The following is a 22,655-nucleotide window of genomic DNA, read 5'->3' as shown; positions in this document are numbered from 1 at the left end:
CCCTGCTTCCCCTGCTCCCCCTGCTTCCCCTGCTCCCCCTGCTTCCCCTGCTCCCTCATCTCCCTCATCTCCCCCTGCTCTCTCCTGCGGCATCAACGCCAGCTTGGCATTGCGAAATCGCAGTTTATCCAAATCGGTTTTAATCGCGCCGCTTTCACCTGACGGCGCTATAGTCGTGGAAACCCAGCGCCCTTGGTCATCCTGGTCAATGTAAATATCCGGGTTGGCTAAGGTGACATCTAGCTTTAGCTGGCGGTTAAAAATTAACTGCACTGGGTCAAAACCCACCTCCACAGCTTCGACTGTGGCCCAATCTGGATCTGTGGGTGTGGCTGGGATAGCTGAAGCCCCAAACTGCACTCCCGTTAGCGAAAATTGTGTGACTCTTCCCAGTTTTACCGGACGGTTGAGTGTAGTCGTGAGACTTTGTTGTGCCAAGGGTGTTAACTCTGTTTGGACAAAAGTCCACAACCGATAAATACCGACGATAACTCCTAACAGCAAAAGTCCGCCCAAAGCAATGCTACCCCGGCTCAAAACCAGCAACCACAGACGCTTGCGGATAGGGGAGGGGGAGAAAATATCTTGATTGGGAGATTTAGTCATTTGCTTTCACTGTATTAATTGCCAGACTTCGCTGGTACACACAAGCATTAACTGGCACATTGATTCAGTATGCCATTTCCAGGATACGCCAACTAAACCCAAGACCTCATTGGTTAAGTTACGGTATTTGCTTGATTCCAATACTTATGCTTAATAATATTGGCGTTTTCAGGTAAATCTGATCTAAATAGAGTGAAAATTGTTCCTGTGACTTTCGCTGAAGCACAACCTAGTACTTTAATATGGATAGACCTTAAAAAAGACAGATGATTACACTAAGTCGTGTAATGGTACTCATAAGGTATTCTAGTATTTAAGCAGTTATTCAAGAACTGAAACAATAGAAATTACTAGACAATTACTAGATGTACTCAAAACATCCAAACACCAAGGGTTCTAACCGATTAGCTGACGTAAATGTGGGAATTGACAAAGGTTCTTTACGTCTTCAGTTCAGTACTAGAGTAAGTCAAGAATTTTACGGTAAACGTCAAGCATACAAAGGGTTAGGTAGAAGTGATACATCAGAAAATAAGCAGTGGGCTGATGGCATAGCTAGACGGATACAAGCTGATATTGACCATCCAGATGGGGGATTATTCGACCCAACCCTAACTAAATATCTGGATATTAAGCCGATGTTGGCTACAGTTACCCAGTTACCGACCGCAAAAACCTTACCTACATTAGGAGAATTGTGGAGTAAATATATCGCTTGGAAGCTACAAACACAACAAATTGCTGAGTCAACACATAGGACACTATACCAAACTACTTACACTACATTGCTAACACCTTTTCTAGATCAAGAATTTGGAGAAGAAACAGCAAGTTTAATTATTAATACATTGAATGCAAAAAAAACTGGTAAGCACTTAATAAAAACTTTGTACGGTGCTTTATCTTCTCTTTCCTTGTGGGCGATTAACAATAACTTAGGAATAAACCAAGATTATTTTAACGAGATTAAAGAATCTTATCTACTGCCTAAAAAATCACAACAGTTACAAGAAGAAGATTACAAGGCTTATACCTTGGAAGAGAGAGATATAATTATCAATGCATTTTATGAATCAAATAAAAAACACGAGAGAGAAGTTGCGAATTTAATTGAATTCTTATTTCTTACTGGATGTAGGCACGGCGAAGCATTCGCACTTAGATGGAAAGATATTAAATTTGATTCAGGATGGATAATTTTTGGTGAAAGTTATTCTTATTCATTGAAGAAAACTAAAACCACTAAAACGGAAGTAATTAGATGGTTTAAAATGAAAGGCATGAATAGATTAATTAATCTATTAAAAATTTTAAAAGAAAAAACAGAAAATGATCATGAATTAGTTTTTAGTAACAAAGGCAAATACTATGACTCACCTAAGATTAGAGTAGCTTGGAACCATAATAACCGTGTAAATGAGGACGGAAAGGCTTATAGTTATCCTGGGGTTGTTAGTAGACTCGCTACTCAAGGATTAATACACGGTTATCTTAAACCCTACTCTACTAGACATACTTTTATTAGTATTCAAGCTAATAACGGTGCTGACTTGGGTTTATTAGCTAACAGTTGCGGCAACAGTGTAGACACTCTTATTAAGCATTATCTACAACCGGATAAGGAAAGAGTACTGAAAGACATCTAAGTAAATAGAGAAGTGTAGTCGAAATTACTCCAAGTAGAGACTCTAAGTAAATTAAAAACCTCTAGGAATAAGCATTATAGAGGTTTTTTTGTGTATGCCACCTACACTAAATATACTTAATAAAGTAAATAGCCTCTAACGGGTCTATTTATAAAGTAAATCTAAAGAAGAGGAAACGAGCTTAAACAAGAACAGGACTTACGCAACTGGCACAAGCAATGGTGCGCGAAGCGCACCGAGCGCCCAAAAACTACACAGAAGACATAGCATTACCACATTCTAAATCTTCATTACTCCATTCTAAACATTCAATATTTTTATATTTTTCTTTACCAAAACTATCATCCACTAAACGATTAGTCTTTAAAGGACAATAATAAACTTTATTTAAACTATCGATATAAAGCATTAAATTATTGACTGCATACCAAGTATCCATTAAAACTGTATCGAAAGGTAGAAGCTTTTGATATACAAGCCCTTGCAGCATATTTTTCACATGGTCAATCTTAGTTAAACCATCATTGTCTGGATTGAAAATACGATAATCTATTACCCAGAAATTGAGATTTTTAGGATTAACATATATGCAATTTACTATTCCTATCCCTTTAACAACACCATGTTCATTACCACTATACTGCTTTCGGACTATTTCTATTTCTTCAGAAAATCTTTTATCTAAAACTGTATCATCAAATATAATGTAAGCATCCTCGTCAGCGACAATTAAATTTTTGACATTATCCCAAAGTAAACGAGGAGTTAATTTTTCATTCTTTAAATAATAATTTATTTTATCATGACTAATATTTTCCAAATGTTCTGCTAAATTAGTCATTGTATAGTTAATTTGGCTACTAAGTAAGTATTGACAATAATTAAGTTTAGTAAATCTCATCACTAACCAACTTTTTGATGCACCTTCTATCAATTTTATCATTGATTATTGTTACTAATTCGAGTAAAGCCAATCAAACACATTCTCGCTAATTAAATACGTATGTACTACTAATTAGCGATCGCACTGTGCCAGTTGCGTAAGTCCTGTTTAGAAAACTTAGAGATGTCTTGTCAAGAAGTTCAGCAGATTTGTGCAAAGCTTTATCAAGATGGTATGTACCCCTCGGAAGCTCGTGTATCTCAACTCATGACAAAGCCAGGATACCTTATGTACAAACAAGTTCGTACTATATTATTGCAGCAAGCACAGAATCATGTTCCTGTTTAGGCAAACTTGAATTACGTCGAGTTGGAAATTTAATTGCGCCAACTTTTTCAACCATAGCCTTGCCGTTGCGGCAAACTCAAAGTTGAAATCACAGACAAATAATTAGTCACTGTACAAATGGACGTAACTGGATTCGAACCAGTGACCTCTACGATGTCAACGTAGCGCTCTAACCAACTGAGCTATACGTCCTTAACTACACGATTATCAACAATAACACATACTTTCTTGATAAAGCAAGATAAAAGTGTAAATCAATCTTATAAGCGAAGTCCCATTCGAGTAGGGTGTATGATCGATAAGGTTATTCGGTTCTGGTGGGGAGCAGCTACCAGAGGTAACGGGGAAAGTTCGGTGCAAATCCGGCGCTGTCCCGCAACTGTAAACCAATTTGAGATACAATCTAAAATCCCAAATTGAGTAAGTCAGGATGCCCGCCGAAATAGATTTATCAGTTCCACATATCTGCGAGGTACAGATGACTACTACTGTAAATATTTCCCCGACTAGTCCCTTGGATGTTGCTGACCATACTTTATTTGTTTGCAAAACTTGTGCTAGCGTTTGGCAAGATGGAAAACGCCTAGGTGAAAGTGGCGGTCAAAAACTTTTATCTCAACTTCAGCAACTTGCACAAGATTGGGACTTACGAGATCAATTCCCAATTCAGGAAGTTGAATGCATGAGTGCTTGTAATCGTTCCTGTGTAGTTGCCTTTGCTGCTAAAGGCAAATTAACATATTTATTTGGTGATTTAGCTGTCGATGGTAGTGCATCTGCGGTACTAGAATGTGCTAGTCAATACTATGCCAAAGCAAATGGTTTACTGCCTTGGTCAGAGCGTCCAGAAGCGCTAAAAAAAGGCATTTTGGCAAAAATTCCACCTTTATCTTAAATAATGCGCGTTTTGATTCTAGGTGGTACAGGAGATGCCGCAGAACTAGCTGCCAAAGTGGCAACTATCCAAGGGTTAGAAGCAATTACGTCTCTAGCTGGGCGGACTCGTGAACCATCAGTACCGTTAGGCGATTTACGGGTTGGAGGCTTCGGTGGTGTGGCTGGATTGGCTAGCTATTTGCGAGTGATGCAAATCGACTTATTAATTGATGCAACTCATCCTTTTGCTACTCAGATTTCTTTTAATGCGGCGGATGCTGCAACTGAAGTCGGAGTACCCCGTCTGATGTTAATCCGTCCGCCTTGGGAAAAAGTAAGTGGCGATCGCTGGATTGAAGTTGACAGTGTTGAAGCTGCCGCCGCATCTATAGCAAACCAGGCACAACGAGTATTTTTAACAGTTGGCAGGCAAGAACTCGCCGCCTTTGCTCATCTAGAGAAAATTTGGTTTTTGATGCGGATGATTGATCCTCCTAGTGATGATGCTTTAGTGCCACCGGGAATGATATTGTGCGATCGCGGGCCCTTTACCCTGAATAATGAAAGGCAAATCCTGATTCATAACAAGATTGATACCATAGTAAGTAAAAATAGCGGTGGCGATGCAACAAAACCCAAAATTATTGCAGCGCGAGAACTGGGCGTAAAGGTTGTTATGGTAAATCGTCCAGCTATACCACCAGGAGAGCAAGTTACTGATGTTGATGGTGCTTTGGCATGGCTATTTGACAAGTTGCGCGACTAGTGGAAAAGGCAAAAGCCACCGCTCAGACTTTTAGAAGTGCTAAGACTTACCCTTGGGAATTGACCCTTCAATTCCCTCAACATACCAATCCATCACCAGTTGTCTCTGATCATCCAAAACCTTACCCTTTGGCACTCGCACCACCCCTTTTTGATCTTTCACCGGGCCATCAAAAGGATGTGCAGTACCCTGAATAAACTCATCGCGCTTCGCATTCACCAGTTGTTGCACATCCGCCGAAATCACCTGATTCATCGGGGAAATATCCACCATTCCTTGACCAATACCATCCCAAACCTCTTGAGATTTCCAAGTATTACTCATTACAGCCAAGGCTTTATCTGTATAGAATTTGCCCCATTTGTTAATAGTTGATGTTAGGTGGGCTTTTTGACCAAACTTACTCATATCAGTGTTGTAGCCAAAAGCATAAATGCCTTTCTCCTGTGCCAATTGAACAACAGCACCAGAATCGGTATGCTGCGTCAGTACATCCGCACCTAAATTGACCAAAGCTTGAGCCGCTTCTCTTTCTTTAGCTGGATCATACCAACTTTGTACCCAAAGTACTTTAACTTTTGCTTGGGGATTTGTCACCCTTAATCCTTGAGTGAATGCACTGATTCCCCGAATTACTTCTGGAATTGGATATGCGCCAATAAAACCAACTACATTTGATTTTGTCATCTTGCCAGCAATCATGCCGGTTAAGTAACGCGGTTCTTCAACGCGTCCCAGATAAGTGCCGACATTGGCAGCACGTTTGTATCCTGTACAGTTTTCAAAGACAACATTACTAAAGTCTTTAGCAACTTTAATTGTTGGGTTCATGTACGCAAAAGAAGTTGTAAAAATCAACTTATTACCATCTAATGCTAATTGGCGAATCACCTTTTGGGCATCAGCGCCTTCGTTGACATTTTCCACAAAGGTAGTTTTTACCTTATCTTGAAGATTGGCTTCCATGTCTCTGCGACCTAAATCATGGGCATAAGTCCAGCCAAAATCACCCACAGGGCCGGCATACACAAATCCCACCTTGAGAGGTTCATTTATAGCCACAGGCGACGCAAAGGGAGACACCTCACCCTGCAATTTGGAATTTTTGCCTTGAACACAACTACTTAAGGTAAAGCTAGATCCTGCTAAAGTGACATACTTTAGAAAATTCCGACGATCCATATTTTATTAATAGGTTGACCTGGTAAAAAGATTTTTATGATTACTGCTAATGGTAGATACGGCTTATATTTAGCTATTTGCTTAATTTTAACTTTTTATTTCTGTGGTCAACTTACTTGATAAAGAAACCTAATAATACTTACTTATACAAAATCACAATTTTTTCACAAAACTTATATAGCGGTTCTCAATTGGGTACAGTACAGTTTTGACCTTACTTCCATTCTTCTCTCATTTTAGGAGAGAGGCTTTGAGCCTTACTCTCCAACGCTAGTAGGGAAGGAGTTAGGGATTAGGTCTGTACTAAACTCAACTGCAAACTGCTATATTTACAGCGCTTTTGAAGTAATTGTCTAAATTATTGTGGTCTAAATACCTGAAAACTTCTGTAAAAGCAGATTTTTATGTAGTTAATGTAATTTTTTTATAAAAAAATGATTTTGGTCAATCTAAAACCACGATTGATAATTATACTTTTAAAAGGAGGAAAGATTTAGATAGCAGTGACAAGTTGAAGTAGATAGTTATGATTTTAACCGACTCAATATCGTTTAATTATAATTTTTACATCCATAGTTTTATCTCTATCTAAAAGATTCACGATAAACCTTGTAAAATGGATGAATTAAGAGGTTCGCCATCTCATAAGAGTATTTGAGTATTGTATCGTCAAAGTTCCAAATCATAACTTTTGCATCTTGCAATGCGGTTACCACAAGTGCTGACAAAACTATAATGTTCTATAGCAATCCTAAATCATTCGTGAGAAAGAAAATCGCTGAAATACCCATATATGTACTTTCTATCTACGTCTTTTCTTACTTATCAATTCGGATTGCTATAGGATACCTTATGTTTAGAGACAATTTGGATACATTTGCCTTGCTACCGTTCGACTACGCTACTTCGACTGCGCTCAGTACAAGTCACGGCAAGCCTGCTCCTTGGTCTTAAAAGCGACGGGATATGCTTTTATTTGAAAGTCCTATATACTGTTTGACTACCAACCAAATAAAAACAGGATTACCGAGGATATAACGCTTCCATAAGCGCTTAGGCTCAACCAAAAGCCGAAATAACCATTCAAAACCTGTTTTTTGCAACAGCACTGGCGATCTTTTCACCATGTTGCTAACCAACTCAAAGCTGACGCCAATACCTACAGAAATCGGCACACCTAAGTTCAAATAATTGGCAGCTATCCATTTTTCTTGTTTAGGTGCTCCCAAACCTACGAATAAAATATGGGGAGCCGCCGCTTTAATTGTTGAATTAATTAAATTTAATTCTGTTGGCTGAGACTCAAATCCGTAGGGAGGACAGTAAGTACCAACAATCTGCAAACTTGGATATCTAGCAACAAGAGTTTCTTTAGCTTTTTCGGCAGCACCAGGACGACCTCCTAATAAAAAGACCTTCAATCCTTTTTCAGCAGCAATGGCGCAAAGTTTCTCGAACAAATCTGTACCATTAACTCTACCTTTAAGAGGAGTTTGTAAAAACTTAGCCGCCCACAGCAGTGACACCCCATCTGGCACTACTAAAAAAGCCTTGCGATAAATATCTTGAAACTTACTATCCTTCTGTAAGCTCAGAATATGCATCGCATTAGGAGTAACGACATATTCTGGCTTCCTCTGGGAGGACGCATGTTCAACAATTCGTTCTACAACCTCATCAAAACTGTATTTGTCGATTTCGACTCCACAAAGATTAATTTTCATAAGCACCTCAAGTTAATTAAATTGTGATAATGAATAATAGATATCCTCCAAACGAATGGAGTAATTTCTAATATCCAAAGGTTCGACATTTTTCCTAGCAGTACTGCCTAGAGAAAGCCTTAAATCCTCATTCCCAATCAACAATTCCATTGCTGATGTTAACTGTTGAATGTTTCCTGGAGGAACTAGCAGACCATTTTGATTTGAAATCACTAATTCAGGAATACCTCCAACAGGGGTTGTAATGATAGGTAAACCCCAACCCATAGCTTCCAAAATTGCCACAGGCAGACCCTCATTGTAAGAAGGCAAAATAAACACATTTGCTTGTGCCAAAATTTCATCCCGTTTTTCGGAATTAATCCAACCCAGAAAAGTTACCTGGTCTGAAAGGTTGAGATTAGCAGCCAACTGCTGCGCTTTTTCTATTTCACCATCTCCTGCTATAATTAGCCGAGTACATTTTTTTTGATGATCCGGCAGGTTAGCAAATGCCTCAATCAAATCAAATGTCCCTTTGCGTTGACCGACTCGCCCACAAAAGACCAAACTGATTTGAGTCTGATTTTTACGGTCAGGAATATCTTTAGGTAATTCACACGGGTTAGGCAAGATAATAACTTGTTTGGAATTTAATCCTAGATTCAACACATAATAATTTTGCCAACTTTCTGAAAGAACAATAAACCCTTGGCAGCGCTGAAATAGTTTACTTAAAACTTGCTGTACTCCTTGAGGAAATTTAGCGTAAGTTAGAGGAAATTCAGCACCATGAGTATGCATTAAAACGGGCTTATTAAAGATAAAGGCAATCACACAACAGATTGCTTTTCGGATAATGCTACCACCATCGGAAATTTGAATATGTACAATATCTATTTTCTGACTGGATAATTTCCAAAAAAATGTAGCTAAAGCTTTTACGAAAATAATTACTCTGTGGGCAATAGAACCTTCATCATGGGTGTTTATGTGCTGGATTTTTATCTGAGGAGAATTATAGTTAATTATCAATTTTTCAACTGTTGCTATTCCTCCATTTTGTTCTAAACTAGCCCCCAGCATTAATACCTGTAGTTGCCTCATTGGCATTTACCTCTGTGTTTTTTTAGAAAATAAATATCAAAGGTACTTTCTTATAGAATGAGCTTTTCCACAGAAACTCTTCTACCTTGGCGCTTTAAGCTTTCGCCGAACATAGTGATCGTTATGGAACTCATAATTGCTATTACTCTATTTTTGAAACTCAGTATACTGCTATATTGATAAAATTTAATTTTTTTATATTTTATATTAGAAAGACAGACTGCAAAAGCATTTTGAGAGTCAATACTAATTACTGGATGTGCGCGATCGCGCATATACAGATTTCTTAAATGTACAATTTTATTATTTTACAGGATGACCTCCATAACAAAACTCTGCCATAAGAGATGTTATATAGAGGATATTTAAAAAGTATTATTGGTAATAGCAAAATATCAGAAACATAACCCTCCTTTCCTATAAGGTTGGGACTTTACAAAGCCCCTCACAAATGGGGGAGAGATTTTAAGGGAGGTTGTATTAGACCTATTGCAATTTTTTAAACATTTAAGTAAGTCGGCGTTAAAAAATCACGCTATGCAAGAAATGTAATGTCAGCGAATACCGTATAAATTGGTGATTCCCCGGTTTTTACAAAACTAAACATACATGGATTTTATCGTGTAGACTTATTTACTTAAACAATCTTAACATTTTAACTCTGTAAACCATATCATGTATTGCGTCAAGATCCAAGACAATCTACGAGAAACTGCTGACTAAATCATCTGTTTACAGCCCAGAAAAACCAATGAACTTATTTGAGCTTTTAGCAGGGGAAGACAATCATCTAGCCCTAGTTACGCCTGAGGAGCGATCGCTAACCTATAAGCAATTGCGCGAGAATGTTGTTGGACTGGTATCGGAACTCAACAGCTTTGGATTGAAACGGGGCGATCGCATTGCCATTGCTATGACAAACGGTTCACCAATGGCTATCACCTTTTTGGCTGCCGCCCTGTGTGGTACTGCTGCACCCTTAAATCCTAAATACAAACAAGAAGAATTTGCCTTCTACTACGAAGATATCCAAGCAAAAGCATTGATTACGTTGTCTGAGGAGCCAAAAGCAGCTATTGCCGCCGTCACACCAGACATGATGCTGATTAACGCCAAGGTAAACGCTGAAGGTACATTGAGCTTTGAATTAATCAAAGCAGGCTCAGAACCAGCAGAATCCTCGAATCCCGCAGCCCCCAACGTTGATGATCTGGCGATGATTCTCCACACTAGCGGCACCACCAGCCGTCCCAAACGTGTGCCGATTCGTCATCGCAACTTAATCGCCTCAGCCCACAACATCATTGGTGCTTACTCACTCACAGCAGATGACACTACACTTTGCCTAATGCCCCTGTTCCACATTCACGGTTTGGTAGGATGTCTACTGGCAACTCTCGCATCAGGCGGCAGATTAATTTGTCCCAATGGTTTTAATGCCCTGGAGTTTTGGAAACTGGTAGATATCTACAAACCCACCTGGTACTCCGCAGCGCCAACCATGCATCAAACAATTTTGGCCCGCGCTAGCCGCAACACAGAAATTGTCAAAGCTAATCGCTTTCGTTTCATTCGCTCTAGTAGCGCTCCCTTGCCCCCAATTATTATTGAACAGCTAGAGGCAACTCTCAATGCTCCCGTGGTGGAATCTTACAGCATGACTGAAGCATCTCACTTAATGACCACCAATCCCCTACCGCCAAAAGTGCGGAAACCAGGTACTGTCGGTTATGGCTTCGGTGTGGATGTCGGCATTATGGACTTTGAAGGCAACTTATTATCTCAGGGAAGCTTGGGCGAAGTGGTGGTAAAAGCACCCAATGTTATAGATGGCTACGAAAACAACCCGGAAGCTAACGCCACAGCTTTTGTAAACGGTTGGTTCCGCACAGGGGATCAGGGCACAGTAGATGCAGACGGCTACCTCCGCTTGACTGGACGCATTAAAGAATTGATTAACCGGGGTGGGGAAAAAATTTCTCCTTTAGAAGTGGATGATGTTTTGCTGCGCCATCCCGCCGTCGCCGAAGCCTTGGCCTTTGCCGTCCCCCACAAATCTTTAGGAGAAGATATCCATGCTGCTGTTGTCCTCAAAGAAGAAGTCAGCGAAAAAAAACTTTTAGCTCACTGTTCAACCATGTTGGCAGACTTCAAAGTTCCTAAACAAATTCACATTTTGGAGCAACTACCTCGTGGTGCTACCGGGAAACTGCAACGGTTGGCTATGGCGAAATTGCTTAACATAACCTGAATCAGCGATACACTAAGGAAAATTCCTTAAGGAAGCTTTGATGGCACGGTCAAACGGGGTTAAAACTGAAATGTCTGCACAGGAATTGCCTACAATATCAGATGAAGATACAGTGACAATTGAAGATTTACCGGAAGCAGTGGAGGATGTCCAGGATATTGACGACATCTTGAACTCACTCAAAACTTTGCTGAGTAGCCTAGAAAAACTGCAAAAAGTCCGGCAGGAAGTGGGCGACATCAAACCGTTAATCGGGCGGATGCTTGATGGGGAACTAGTTGCTGGTGAAGAACTTGAGCAACTCAAGGCAGGTGTGAGCAGTCTTTCTCGTCTTGTTCGGGCTTATAATGACCATCAAATAGCGTTAACTAAAGCACAATCGGCTAGAAACTTGTTAGATCAAGTGCTTAAAGAGCGTAAAGCTAATTGAAACAAGAAGCGATCGCATTTCTTTAAAGAGGCGATCGCTTTTAGGTATGTCTACGGCAGCAAGGTAGATCATTAAAATAAATAAAGAGGGTATTGTACTCTACTTACTATTGATATTTTTCTCAATAATTGGCTAATAACCTATTTTAGGTTATGATGACGAAAGTCTAGTATTACTTGTAAGGTAGGTATCGTAATGAAGACTAATAGAGAGAATTTACCCTTAGACCAGATTCTCTTAGAAGATAGTTTACAACTGCTTAGTAATCTGCCAGATGAATGTGTTGACTTAATTGTATCTTCTCCACCTTATAATCTAGGCAAAGAATACGAATCAAGGCAAGCTCTTGAGATTTATTTGGCAGAGCAAACAGCCGTTTTGCTTGAATGTAGCCGAATTCTTAAAAATACAGGTTCGCTATTTTGGCAAGTTGGTGCTTTTTCTGACCGAGGAATGCTAATTCCTTTGGATATTCGCTTTTTTCCGATTTTAGAGTCATGCAGATTAATTCCTCGCAACCGAATTATATGGGCTAGGCAACATGGTCTTCATGCCCAGAAAAAGTTTTCTTGTAGACATGAAACTATTCTTTGGTTTACTAAATCTGATAATTATAAATTTAATCTAGATGCTATTAGAGTTCCACAAAAGTATCAAAATAAGAAACATTATCGGGGAAATAGGAAGGGGGAACTTTCATGCAATCCAGAAGGGAAAAATCCTGGTGATATTTGGCTATTTCGGAATGTTAAACACAACCATGAAGAACAAACTATACATCCCTGCCAATTTCCAGAAGACTTGGTAGCTCGAATTATATTAGCTACAACTAACAAAAATGATATTGTTTTAGATCCATTTATGGGTTCTGGTACTGCGGCAGTGGTTGCGAGAGATTATGAACGCCATTTTATCGGATCAGAAATTGAACCAAAATATTATCAAGTTGCGTTGCGTCGTCTTAATGGCAATCCAGATAAAAATGGTTGCTTTCCAAATTTAAAAACATTGCGTGATTATGTTGAAAAAACTGGTCAATCTATTGATAAATTTAAGTTTGATGTGCAAGTAGGAAATAAAGCTTCAGAACGCAGCAAAGCAAAAATTTATTCAGAAGAGTATCATTTGCAGGAAATGGAAGATAGATTAATCTATGAAGAATCTGCTTTTGCAGCTAATCTAAGAGGTGAAGAGATTCCAGTAGATCCAAAGCTTAATGGTAATGGGAAAAAAACCACTTTGCAAAATAAAATAGTAAAACAAGTAGAAGAAATAGAACAAATTGAATTGAGATTATGGAGTTAATAGATTAATTCTTACAATAAGTTAAATAGACAACGACTACGGGCTGAACGTCCACTAATGATTTGGCATTGGCGACTAACTCTAGTATTCACAGTTCTAGAATATCTTTTAGATGAATACTCTGTCCAGATGATAGGCACTATTGTATTTTGTTGTTCAAATAATCCAACCAATCTGATTGGTATATCAAAAACTTGGTATTTAGTCAAAGCTTTTAACTGATTAAGAGCTTGCTCGTAATAAAGAGTGCTGTTGGAAGCAGGAAACATCAGAGCCTTTGTTACTATAATTACCAAATTAGTCTGGTATCCAACAAATTCAGTTTTAGCTTTGAAGAACAATTCTGAACGCAAAGTGTTATTGAGTAAGTAGGCATAGTTAGAAAATTGAATTTCAATGATGATACCAGATTTGGCAAAATCAACATCTGTACCTAAAAATCTATAAGGTGCTGGAATGGAAATATTTGATTGCCAACCATCATGGATAAAAGCAGCTTTAATATATTCGTTCGTACCTACTGGATCAAATATTTTATTACCCTGAATTCCAGCTTGATCTGAAGCCTTGATGTGCAAAGGCATTCTAGTGAGAGTATTACTAATCTCATGCCATTCGTTCTGGTATTGGGTATTAATTATTGTATCTGCTGCGTTAAAGTCAACATATTGAATAATGATTATTATGTCTCCTTTTGGTATTTCAACAGTTCTTTGATAAAAGCAAGCGGATCAATTTCAAGAACTTGGGCAACTTGTAAAAATTCAATCACGTCAAGACGACGCTCTCCACGTTCATACTTTGATACATAGGATTGCGGAAGCTCTAGCTTTGCCGACAACTCTGCTTGAGTGAGCTTGGCAGCTTTTCGGGCTTCGATAAGTAGCTGGCGAAACCGATTGTACTCTTCGCTGAAAACTGATTTAGGCACTTTAGCTTGCCTTTTTCTGGCGATGGTTTATTCGATCTCGATGAGAGTTATGACATATTGCTGAACTCAGTTAAATTCTAAAACCTAATATGGGATAAACCCAAAATAGGTTTTTGAAAGCTACTACGGAGACAAAACATGCGTAGGCATAGCCCGCCGTAGACATCGCACTCTGAAATCCCCCAAACTCGTAAACGGGAAGTCGCTGTGTATCTAAATCTGTGGTTTCATTTGAAAGATATCAAATTTTTTTGCAAGATATCTACTTATGATGAACGTTGCACCCGCCATTGTAGTACTAGGTCAAAATAGCGTGACAGTAGCACGCAAAATAATCACAGTCCTACCAGGGGCGACACTATACGGTCTAGCCGATCGCACATCTGGAGTTGATGTCAGCTTTACTAACTTTGGCGAGACGTTGCGCGAGTTATTTGCCCAAGGAACGCCGCTAATTGGCATTTGTGCCGCTGGCATTTTAATTAGGACGTTAGCTCCGGTACTTTCGGATAAACAACAGGAGCCACCAGTGCTAGCTGTGGCTGAAGATGGTAGTGCTGTTGTCCCGCTCTTGGGCGGACTTGGTGGGGTAAACGATTTGGCCCGTCGCATTGCCGAAGCCCTTGATGTCAAACCTGCAATTACGACCACAGGCGATTTACGTTTGGGTACAACGCTGTTATCTCCTCCCCCTGGATACCATTTAGCCAACCCAGAGGATGCGAAGAAATTTATCTCAGACTTGCTAGCCGGGGCACAAGTCAAGTTAGAAGGAATAGCGCCTTGGTTAAGCAATAGTAAACTGCCCATAGATCCACAGGGAGATTTGACCATTCAAGTTACGGAACGTTTGGTGACTCCTACAGCCAACTGCCTCGTCTACCACCCAGCAACGATCGCGATCGCAATTAGTGACATCATTGATGATGCAGTAGCTTTAGTACAACAGCTACTAGCTGATGCCAAACTAGAAAAAGCATCAGTCGCCGGGATATTTGCACCCATCACCGCCGCAGCCAATCCCGCAATCCACGCCGTATCTAGCGCCTTGGGAGTGCCTGCCCGCTTTTTTACCCCAAATAAGCTAGAAAGTCTGTTATCACAAGGTTATAGCCCCGCCCAAGCAGCAGCGATCGCAGCCACAGGTACATCCCCCTTATCTTCCTCATCTCCCCACATAGCGATCGCTATTGCCCCTCAACCAATTGACCCCAATACCATCGGTCAACCACGCGGACGGTTAGCGATTATTGGCACGGGCCCTGGTGGATCGCAATGGATGTCTCCTGAAGTGAAAGAGATACTCAAGTCGGCAACTGACCTAGTAGGTTATAAAACTTATTTAGATTTAATCGGTTCTCTGGCTGATAGCAAGCAACGGCATGAGTCCGACAACCGCGAAGAAGAAGCACGGGCAAAAATGGCCCTTGATTTGGCAGCAACTGGGCGATATGTCGCTGTAGTTTCATCTGGCGACCCTGGTATCTATGCAATGGCAACAGCGGTTTTTGAAGTATGCGATCGCTATGCCAAACCCGAATGGGACACTATCGATATTCATGTAGCACCAGGCATCTCAGCCATGCAAGCAGCAGCAGCAGCCATTGGTGCACCCCTTGGGCATGACTTCTGTGCTATTTCCCTGTCTGATATCTTGAAACCTTGGTCTGCGATCGAGCAACGAATTACTGCTGCTGCTGAGGCTGACTTTGTAATTGCTTTCTACAATCCTGTTTCCAAAGAGCGTACCTGGCAACTGGCAGAAGCGAGAAATATTTTGCTGCGACATAGAACACCGGATACACCAGTGGTGTTGGCCAGGAATCTCGGTCGCCCAGGACAAACGGTGAAAGTGATCGCACTTGACCATTTAGCACCAGCAAGCGCTGATATGCGGACAATTATTCTCGTTGGTTCTACAAAAACTCGAACCATCAAGCGCAGCGATGGTAATATTTGGGTTTATACGCCGCGTCGCTATACCGAAAAATAGGCAGATAAACGCTGTCAGCGGATAGAACTGGGGAAGCATGGGGAAATCCAGGCTTAAATGAACCGCATTGGGAATTATGCTGGCAACTTTTTCCGCCTTTTTGGGTATTTCCTGGCTGGGAGCAAGTCTTACTATCAGCAGAGATTATTTTTATAAATGATCAGGAGAATAAGAAGAGAAATTGAGACAACATCATCAGAGATTCGGGCGATTCTACAAGAATGTACCCTACAGCTTATTCAAGTAGTCACAATTATCGACGAATTCAATCCTCTGTTTATTTCTCAACTACGAATTATCTCTACATTGGAGATGCTTTTCATGCTTTGGGAGAATTGATTGAAGCGATTGATGAAGTAAAACAAATCACTCAACAAAAGGAAGGTACTATACATGGTTGAGCCAAAAAAACTCATCAGAGGAAAGCTTTACGAGTTTCGTGGGGTGCAACTGCGCTACAGTCATCCTTGCCAATATGCAGCGCAGGCTCGGTTTGCGTTCATTGACTCAAAGGGCCGACGCAAAGAATTAGGGACGCTGCTTTTAAAGCGAGAACTACTTGAGGTTAGGGAGTTAGCAAAGAACTAAGCACACGTCCCGCCCTTTTGTTTCAATACTTTTGGCTTTGGCGTTGCATAAATGCACGATGAATTTGAGGTTGTCTTAAACTGAGAAAATGTTTGACATAATTAAGAAGTGTAAAGTTATGTTACACTTGGTTACGAGTCAGGAGTCGATCGCAACTGACATTTGACAACAAGATAATTTACCAAACATTCCCACAGAACTCACAAAATGACTCTATCGATTCGTCCCGATCTAACTTCTGCCGATCAGGTACTGTCATCTTTAGCAACTGGGCAACAGCAAACTGTAACAGAAGCTGAAATGATGCAGGCTGTGCGTACTTTGCTGATTGGATTAGGTGAAGATCCAGACCGCGAAGGGCTAAAAGATACTCCGAAAAGGGTGATGAAAGCCTTAAAGTTTCTCACAAAAGGATATCATGAATCTTTGGATGAACTGCTAAACGGAGCAGTATTTACAGAAGATGCCAATGAAATGGTATTGGTCCGGGACATCGATATTTTCAGTTCCTGTGAACATCACATTCTGCCAATTATTGGTCGTGCTCATGTTGCTTACATTCCTAATGGCAAAGTAATAGGATTATCTAAGATTGCCCGTATTTGCGAAATGTATGCACGACGTTTACAAGTTCAAGAACGTCTGACCGTGCAAATTGCTGACGCCTTACAAGGATTACTCAAACCCCAAGGGGTTGCAGTGGTAATAGAAGCAACCCATATGTGTATGGTAATGCGCGGTGTGCAGAAACCTGGTTCTTGGACTGTTACTAGTGCAATGCGCGGTGTTTTTGCAGAAGATGTGCGGACTCGTGAGGAGTTTATGAATTTGATCCGGCACAATTCTAATTTTCATTAAATAGCTTTGGGTAAATGTAGAGATTTCACTATCACTAGTTTTTCAACTGGTGTTTGCCCCTCAAAACTGTTTGGATTTTGAGGGGCAAACAGTTTTGAGGTTTTCAGGCTAGATTTTGATAAACCGTCAGCCCGCTATAGTTTGAATAATTTTCGACGACTTACCTAATACTAAGACAAACCATCAACAGGTAGAAGAAAAGTGAGGAAACTAATGATAGCTTGAAAGCATATAAAATAGATAACAACCCATTGTGAATAATTTAGCATTAATCGTCCTTCTGCTATTACCATATATAGTCCTGTCGCCAGTTAGCAAAGCTGATATTCTCCAAAGTTCAACCGAACATGCCATCAAAATGTCTTCATTTAACCTCAGTTCCCAAAAATGGAAAAACCGCGTGCTACTAGTCTTCGCACCGTCTGTTGATAACCATACCTATCAGCAGCAAATGCAACTATTGCAAGAGCAGAATAACGGTTTTGCAGATCGGGATTTAGTTCTCGTTCAGGTTTTGGCAACAGATGAAAGCTATGCCAATAGACAGCCAATAGATGAGTCTTCTGCTGCTAAGTTGCGCGAGTACTTTGGGGTTGGCAAAGAAAATTTTCGGGTGATTTTGGTGGGCAAAGATGGTGGGGTTAAGCGCAGTGATGCTACACCAGTGCAGGCAACAGCAATTTTTGAGGAAATTGATGCTATGCCCATGCGTCAGCAAGAAATGCAAGAGCGAGATAGAAAGTAATTAGTACTCAACCAACCCAAAAATGACGGGTGAAGGCGATTCAGGGAGCGGGCGCGGTCTTCTCATAAAGCAAGGGAGAAGACACCCGATGATACAACTGGGATATTCCTGATAAACGTTGACTTGCGCTGTAAGATTTAATCGGATAATCTGAGCAATCGAGATTGTTTTCTAAGAAAACCAATGAACAAATTCATACTGAGTTTACTTTCTTCTCCTGTGCTGATTAGCTCTATTCTCTCTATGGGAGTAATGCTCAATCACGCCCAAGCTATGGAGCCAGAACCAGCAGCCAGTACCACAGACCGTCTATCTTGTATACGCAATAAACATAAAGTGGGTTTAGTATGTGCAAGGGCTTCCGTATTGGCTCAAATTCCTAACTATCAGCGCGAAATAGAGTTTTCTCAAGAAGATTCTCCCATGCTAGAATTCAATGTCGAGGAAAGCGATGTGGCAGTCAACTTATTTAACTGCGATTGTCCTGCTTGTATAAATTCTTTACGTAAGATGCGCGGCGTAACACCCCTGGTATATTAGGATTTTGCAAATTTATCTTTGTTTATAAGCAACATTCAGCAAACTTTTGTGAGGGTATAACAATGTTGTGCCCTCACTGTATCTTGGATTCAAAATAATTACGCTGATTTTTCCACTCGCAAACCAAAGTAGGTCAAAACAAGCTCAGTTGAGCCACTATTGACAACTTCATGTACTTCTCCCGGTTCTATCGCTACGCAGTTCCCTGGAAGCAGGGGGTATTCTGTACCATCAATGTGAATTACTCCTGAACCAGCTTCCACAAAGAATACTTCGCACATATCTTGATGCGCGTGTGCTGGTGCGGTTTGTCCAGGAGCAAAACGTGCTTGAGAAAAGTTAGTCAGGTGAGGCAAATCGCCGAAGCGTAGCATCACCTTTTTCTTGATTTCGGCATTGTGAGAAACAGATTCTTCTGGCAAGTTTTTCAGGGAAGTGGTAATCATTCGGGTCTTAAATCGTTAGATAATTCCACAATACCCCTAGAGCCATCAATCCTTACCCGTTGACCATCTTGCAGTATCCATGTAGCGCCTCGAACATCCATAACTGCGGGAATCCCATACTCACGAGCAACGATCGCACCGTGAGAAAGCCGTCCCCCAACTTCGGCAATTAATCCTCCAGCCCTTAATAGCAAAGGGGCCCAGCCGGAATCTGTATAAGGCACTACCAGAATCGTATCTCGGTCAATCTCCGGCACATCTTGTAAATTTCGCAACACCTTCACCCTGCCTTCAGCTTGCCCCTGACTGGCTCCAATCCCTTGTAAGAATTGGTCAGAGTAGAGTTCAGAGGGAGCTAAGGGGTGAGGGGGTGTATTGCCATAAACTAAAAGGGGTACTTGAATGATCTCGCTATCTTGGACGAATTGCGATCGCCTCGATTCCACTAACTCATCTAACTCCTCAATTAAGTTAGAATCGTCACCCACCACTAAACGCCGCACTTCATCAAACTCTAGAAAAAAGATATCTCCTGTTTTCTGGAGTAAGCCGGACTTTAACCAAATTTTCTCTAAAGCTATAAAACTCCAACGCAATTCAGCCAAAAGCCGGGAATAAACTTCGGTAACTCGTCCTTTGATATCCACACGCCGTTGCACAAAAGAGCGTTTGCGCTTACCAGCAAAGATGCTATTAATCGCGTCTTTAGCGCCTGATTGTGGTTCGTTCCCCTGCATTAACTGCACAAACATCTGCCGAATCATCTGGGGATTTTCCCGCCAGGTGGGAACGGAAATATCAGTTCCCACTTCACTTAAATAGCCGTAATCCTGAAGCAATTCGTCAAATTCTTGCAGGATCTTTTCTCCCTCTGGGGTTTGCTTTAATTGCTCAAATACTTGCTGTGGTTCAAATTCAAGCAATACTTGCTTGGCATCTGTTGCTATTGCACTCAGCGATCGCAATGCCGCCACCTCTGGAGTAACGCTATTATCAATTTGCCCATCCTTCACCCGAAAAATCGCCTGCCGCAGGGCAGCGCTTAAGGGAGCTAAAATGCTGTAATATGTCCCGTGGCGTAGCAAATCCAGGATCAAGTCAATTCTTGCCAACAGCTTGGCTGGTTCCAAATTATCTATATCTGACTGCGCCAACTCCGACAAACCAGGAATGAACCGTTTGTGATAATCTTCCTTGAAGTCTTTTTCTAAATTTAATTCCCGCTTCAGCAACCTTCCTAGTCCTGGTAAATTTTCCCAGGTTGATTGCAAGGATGGTTTACTTAATTTAGCTCCTCTAGTTAAAAATTCCAGACTTTCCGGCGGCAATCCCATACGCAGAAAGATATTCCCTAAGAGGGATGCATTAAAATAAGCTCTTGAGTAATGCAGAGTTGCTGTTTCAGTAAAGTTTAACCCCAAGGCGCGATCGCCCAAAACGAGAGTAAAAAATTCTCCCCAAACTCCACAAGTTAAGGGACGATTAATCGACCATGTTAAGGGGTGAATTACTCCAGGAATAACTTCGGCGGCGATTTTGCGTGTCCAGATAGGCAACAGAGTGGTGATCGGTCGAGATTGCAACACCCACAGCGTTTGACCGTCATAACTCCATTCGATATCTTGGGGAGTGCCATGATAACGTTTTTCGAGTCGATAAGCTAAGTATGCAACTTGTTTAATTAATGCTTGTGGGACTCGTCCTTGACCCTCTAATTGCACAGAGGAGGAATTTTCTCCTTCAACGACAAAAGCGCGATATTGTTCTGGTGTAACTTTTCCCGAAACGACTTGTGTCGGGCTGCCTGGAAGGGCTTCAATAATGATTGCATCACCTTGCTGGGTAATGGGATCACGGCTGAAAGCGACGCCAGAATAGACACTTTGGACTTGTTGTTGAATCAACACAGCCATTGCTGAGTTATTCAAACCGCGATCGCGCCGATATTGCACGGCAGATGGATGATTGTAGGAAGCTTGAACTTGAGCGATCGCTGACTGCAAGGACTCTGGGCTGGTAACATTTAAAACTGTTTCATACTGCCCAGCGGCGGAAGCTTGTTCTGAGTCTTCTCCAATGGCAGAAGAACGCACCACCAAAGGAGACAATTCTGATGGCTGGAGAAATTCTGTCAACAGATTAGGATCGTCAACTGGGGCGAGTACCCACCCCTTTGGGACTGGATAGCCCCAACGCTTAATTTGAGATAACGTAGCCGCCTTTTCTCCGACAATGGCAGCATCCAACTCTTCATCTAAAGAAACCATCGTGCGGTCGCCGCGTAAAAACTCCAACATCGCTTGCGATTCTGTTTGTGCCTCTTGGGCTGGCAGATTCATATCATCAGGAATTTTAGTATAAATCCAGCCCATTAAACCAGCTAAGGCTATAGCAGCAAGCATTCTGGGGTAATCGCTAATATGCAGAATTATCACAAACAGAGGAAAGAGAACCAAAACCCCAAATTTGACTACTTGTCTTGATTGCAGAATTGTAAAGCCAATGCCTGCAAAGAAAGATACAAATATTGCTACAAGAGGATCATGTACGACAAATCCCCAGACGACATTTGTTGTACCTGCCCCTCTGGCTATCCAGTATCTACCTATTACCAGAGCGATGAGGGCAATCAATTCCCAAGACGATCCATTGGGGAAGAAAATGCGGCTGAGTAAGACTGCTGCAACTCCTTTCAAAGCTTCTGACAAGACTGCCAGAATTCCGACAAACTTACCACCATGATAAAACGCAGCTGATACACTGATGTTTTTTGTACCAACTTGTGATAACTGCTTGCGCGTTAGCGCGTAAGTAATCCATGCAATCAGGGGTAATCCGCCCAAGAGGGGGCAGGCAATTAAAATAACTAAGACACCCCAAGGTTCAAACATTTTGGATTTTGGATTTTAGATTTAAATTTTTCATCTAAAACCTTAAATCTAAAATCTAAAGTTTTTCTGAAATTTTTAATAGTTGTTAAGGCGTTTTTATTTACTAGCTACTGAATGGACACTTGGCTACGACGGAAACCGTTTTTGCCAGTGCCCTTCTAGGTTACTAATGGTTTTAGTTTAGCGCATAGGCCGCTTGCAGCGCCCAGATTATCAGAGCAGCGATCGATCCCAGAAGCAACACGGTAGAGATGGTGACTACTTTTGGGGAATCTGCACCCTCAAATTTCATAATTCCGCGATTTAAGTCGGACATAGCTTTGTAATCCTCTTTTGTTGGAGCATGAAACATTTGTCCGTTTTGATTGTAGTCCCTCTATTTACGGATGATGTTAAATTCCTCATATTATTTTGTTTCCGCTTGGCAATTTTTCCATCACCACAATTGCTTACTTCTTTGGAGGTATTAGTTGTATTTATACAAATGTGGTAGTGGGGAGGCAGAGGGAGCAGGGGGAGATGAGGGACAGGGGAAAAGGTTAAAGGGGAAAGGGTAAAGG

General features: G+C 41.1%; 20 protein-coding genes, 1 tRNA gene, 2 pseudogenes and 1 riboswitch. Of the genes and pseudogenes, 13 read left to right on the top strand and 10 right to left on the bottom strand.

Going from position 1 to position 22,655, the window contains the following annotated elements; all coding sequences use genetic code 11:
* Nucleotides 1-606, bottom strand: a pseudogene (locus VB740_RS09585) (hypothetical protein); the annotation flags it as partial.
* A 419-nt stretch (nt 607-1,025) separates the two neighbouring features.
* On the opposite strand from VB740_RS09585, the gene VB740_RS09580 reads away from it, so the two are divergent.
* Nucleotides 1,026-2,252, top strand: coding sequence for a tyrosine-type recombinase/integrase (locus tag VB740_RS09580; protein WP_323199798.1), 1,227 nt, complete (start codon nt 1,026-1,028; stop codon nt 2,250-2,252).
* Between the two features lie 271 nt (nt 2,253-2,523).
* Here the strand turns inward: VB740_RS09580 and VB740_RS09575 are convergent.
* Nucleotides 2,524-3,153, bottom strand: a pseudogene (locus VB740_RS09575) (transposase); the annotation flags it as partial.
* Nucleotides 3,154-3,318: 165 nt separating this feature from the next.
* On the opposite strand from VB740_RS09575, the gene VB740_RS09570 reads away from it, so the two are divergent.
* Nucleotides 3,319-3,483 (top strand): hypothetical protein, encoded by a 165-nt coding sequence (locus tag VB740_RS09570; protein ID WP_323199797.1) that lies wholly within the window; start codon nt 3,319-3,321, stop codon nt 3,481-3,483.
* Between the two features lie 118 nt (nt 3,484-3,601).
* Here VB740_RS09570 and VB740_RS09565 read toward each other — a convergent pair.
* Nucleotides 3,602-3,675: transfer RNA gene (locus VB740_RS09565), tRNA-Val, on the bottom strand.
* A 100-nt stretch (nt 3,676-3,775) separates the two neighbouring features.
* Nucleotides 3,776-3,940: riboswitch (cobalamin riboswitch) on the top strand.
* A 21-nt stretch (nt 3,941-3,961) separates the two neighbouring features.
* Between VB740_RS09565 and VB740_RS09560 the strand changes: the two genes are divergently transcribed.
* Entirely contained in the window at nt 3,962-4,378 is a 417-nt protein-coding gene (locus tag VB740_RS09560; RefSeq protein ID WP_323199800.1) for a DUF1636 family protein, read from the top strand.
* A gap of 3 nt (nt 4,379-4,381) precedes the next feature.
* Entirely contained in the window at nt 4,382-5,125 is a 744-nt protein-coding gene (locus VB740_RS09555; protein WP_323199796.1) for a cobalt-precorrin-6A reductase, read from the top strand.
* A 39-nt stretch (nt 5,126-5,164) separates the two neighbouring features.
* Here the strand turns inward: VB740_RS09555 and VB740_RS09550 are convergent, their stop codons facing one another.
* The 3 genes from VB740_RS09550 to VB740_RS09540 form a co-directional block, all read right to left on the bottom strand.
* A complete protein-coding gene (locus VB740_RS09550) occupies nt 5,165-6,307 on the bottom strand; it encodes a BMP family ABC transporter substrate-binding protein (RefSeq protein WP_323199795.1) in 1,143 nt (380 codons plus the stop codon).
* A gap of 950 nt (nt 6,308-7,257) precedes the next feature.
* Nucleotides 7,258-8,031, bottom strand: a complete 774-nt coding sequence (locus VB740_RS09545) for a WecB/TagA/CpsF family glycosyltransferase (RefSeq protein ID WP_323199794.1) — start codon at nt 8,029-8,031, stop codon at nt 7,258-7,260.
* A gap of 12 nt (nt 8,032-8,043) precedes the next feature.
* On the bottom strand, nt 8,044-9,117 hold the full coding sequence (locus tag VB740_RS09540; protein WP_323199793.1) for a glycosyltransferase family 4 protein: 1,074 nt from the start codon (nt 9,115-9,117) through the stop codon (nt 8,044-8,046).
* 751 nt (nt 9,118-9,868) lie between these two features.
* Between VB740_RS09540 and VB740_RS09535 the strand changes: the two genes are divergently transcribed.
* The 3 genes from VB740_RS09535 (at nt 9,869) to VB740_RS09525 (ending at nt 13,103) form a co-directional block, all read left to right on the top strand.
* The gene (locus VB740_RS09535) at nt 9,869-11,368 is read left to right on the top strand and encodes an acyl--CoA ligase (RefSeq protein WP_323199792.1); all 1,500 of its coding nucleotides are present in this window, start codon (nt 9,869-9,871) and stop codon (nt 11,366-11,368) included.
* 40 nt (nt 11,369-11,408) lie between these two features.
* On the top strand, nt 11,409-11,798 hold the full coding sequence (locus VB740_RS09530; RefSeq protein ID WP_190892131.1) for a hypothetical protein: 390 nt from the start codon (nt 11,409-11,411) through the stop codon (nt 11,796-11,798).
* Between the two features lie 195 nt (nt 11,799-11,993).
* The gene (locus VB740_RS09525; protein ID WP_323199791.1) at nt 11,994-13,103 is read left to right on the top strand and encodes a DNA-methyltransferase; all 1,110 of its coding nucleotides are present in this window, start codon (nt 11,994-11,996) and stop codon (nt 13,101-13,103) included.
* A gap of 11 nt (nt 13,104-13,114) precedes the next feature.
* Here the strand turns inward: VB740_RS09525 and VB740_RS09520 are convergent, their stop codons facing one another.
* Complete coding sequence (locus VB740_RS09520; RefSeq protein WP_323199799.1) at nt 13,115-13,741, bottom strand: BglII/BstYI family type II restriction endonuclease; 627 nt, start codon at nt 13,739-13,741, stop codon at nt 13,115-13,117.
* Nucleotides 13,742-13,785: 44 nt separating this feature from the next.
* Nucleotides 13,786-14,034, bottom strand: a complete 249-nt coding sequence (locus tag VB740_RS09515) for a helix-turn-helix domain-containing protein (protein ID WP_190892129.1) — start codon at nt 14,032-14,034, stop codon at nt 13,786-13,788.
* Nucleotides 14,035-14,302: 268 nt separating this feature from the next.
* Between VB740_RS09515 and cobJ the strand changes: the two genes are divergently transcribed.
* The 6 genes from cobJ to VB740_RS09485 all read left to right on the top strand — a co-directional run bounded on the left by cobJ (nt 14,303) and on the right by VB740_RS09485 (nt 18,758).
* Nucleotides 14,303-16,027, top strand: coding sequence for a precorrin-3B C(17)-methyltransferase (cobJ, locus tag VB740_RS09510; protein WP_323199790.1), 1,725 nt, complete (start codon nt 14,303-14,305; stop codon nt 16,025-16,027).
* 156 nt (nt 16,028-16,183) lie between these two features.
* On the top strand, nt 16,184-16,366 hold the full coding sequence (locus VB740_RS09505) for a hypothetical protein (RefSeq protein WP_323199789.1): 183 nt from the start codon (nt 16,184-16,186) through the stop codon (nt 16,364-16,366).
* Nucleotides 16,367-16,420: 54 nt separating this feature from the next.
* A complete protein-coding gene (locus VB740_RS09500; RefSeq protein ID WP_323199788.1) occupies nt 16,421-16,615 on the top strand; it encodes a hypothetical protein in 195 nt (64 codons plus the stop codon).
* 207 nt (nt 16,616-16,822) lie between these two features.
* Entirely contained in the window at nt 16,823-17,473 is a 651-nt protein-coding gene (gene folE / locus VB740_RS09495; RefSeq protein WP_323199787.1) for a GTP cyclohydrolase I FolE, read from the top strand.
* Nucleotides 17,474-17,726: 253 nt separating this feature from the next.
* On the top strand, nt 17,727-18,218 hold the full coding sequence (locus VB740_RS09490; protein WP_323199786.1) for a DUF4174 domain-containing protein: 492 nt from the start codon (nt 17,727-17,729) through the stop codon (nt 18,216-18,218).
* Between the two features lie 183 nt (nt 18,219-18,401).
* Entirely contained in the window at nt 18,402-18,758 is a 357-nt protein-coding gene (locus tag VB740_RS09485) for a hypothetical protein (protein WP_323199785.1), read from the top strand.
* A gap of 98 nt (nt 18,759-18,856) precedes the next feature.
* Here the strand turns inward: VB740_RS09485 and VB740_RS09480 are convergent, their stop codons facing one another.
* Both VB740_RS09480 and VB740_RS09475 read right to left on the bottom strand, forming a co-directional pair.
* Nucleotides 18,857-19,204 carry a cupin domain-containing protein gene (locus VB740_RS09480; protein WP_190892111.1) on the bottom strand — a complete coding sequence of 116 codons (348 nt, stop codon included), beginning with the start codon at nt 19,202-19,204 and terminating at the stop codon, nt 18,857-18,859.
* Nucleotides 19,201-22,095 carry a glycerol-3-phosphate acyltransferase gene (locus VB740_RS09475; protein ID WP_323199784.1) on the bottom strand — a complete coding sequence of 965 codons (2,895 nt, stop codon included), beginning with the start codon at nt 22,093-22,095 and terminating at the stop codon, nt 19,201-19,203. Before VB740_RS09475 ends, VB740_RS09480 begins: the two co-directional genes overlap by 4 nt.
* Nucleotides 22,096-22,655 lie beyond the last annotated feature (560 nt).

It is taken from the genome of Nostoc sp. UHCC 0251 (assembly GCF_034932245.1).
Lineage (GTDB): Bacteria > Cyanobacteriota > Cyanobacteriia > Cyanobacteriales > Nostocaceae > Nostoc.
Note: the sequence above shows the minus strand (reverse complement) of the source record. Positions and strands in the feature narration are given on the sequence as shown.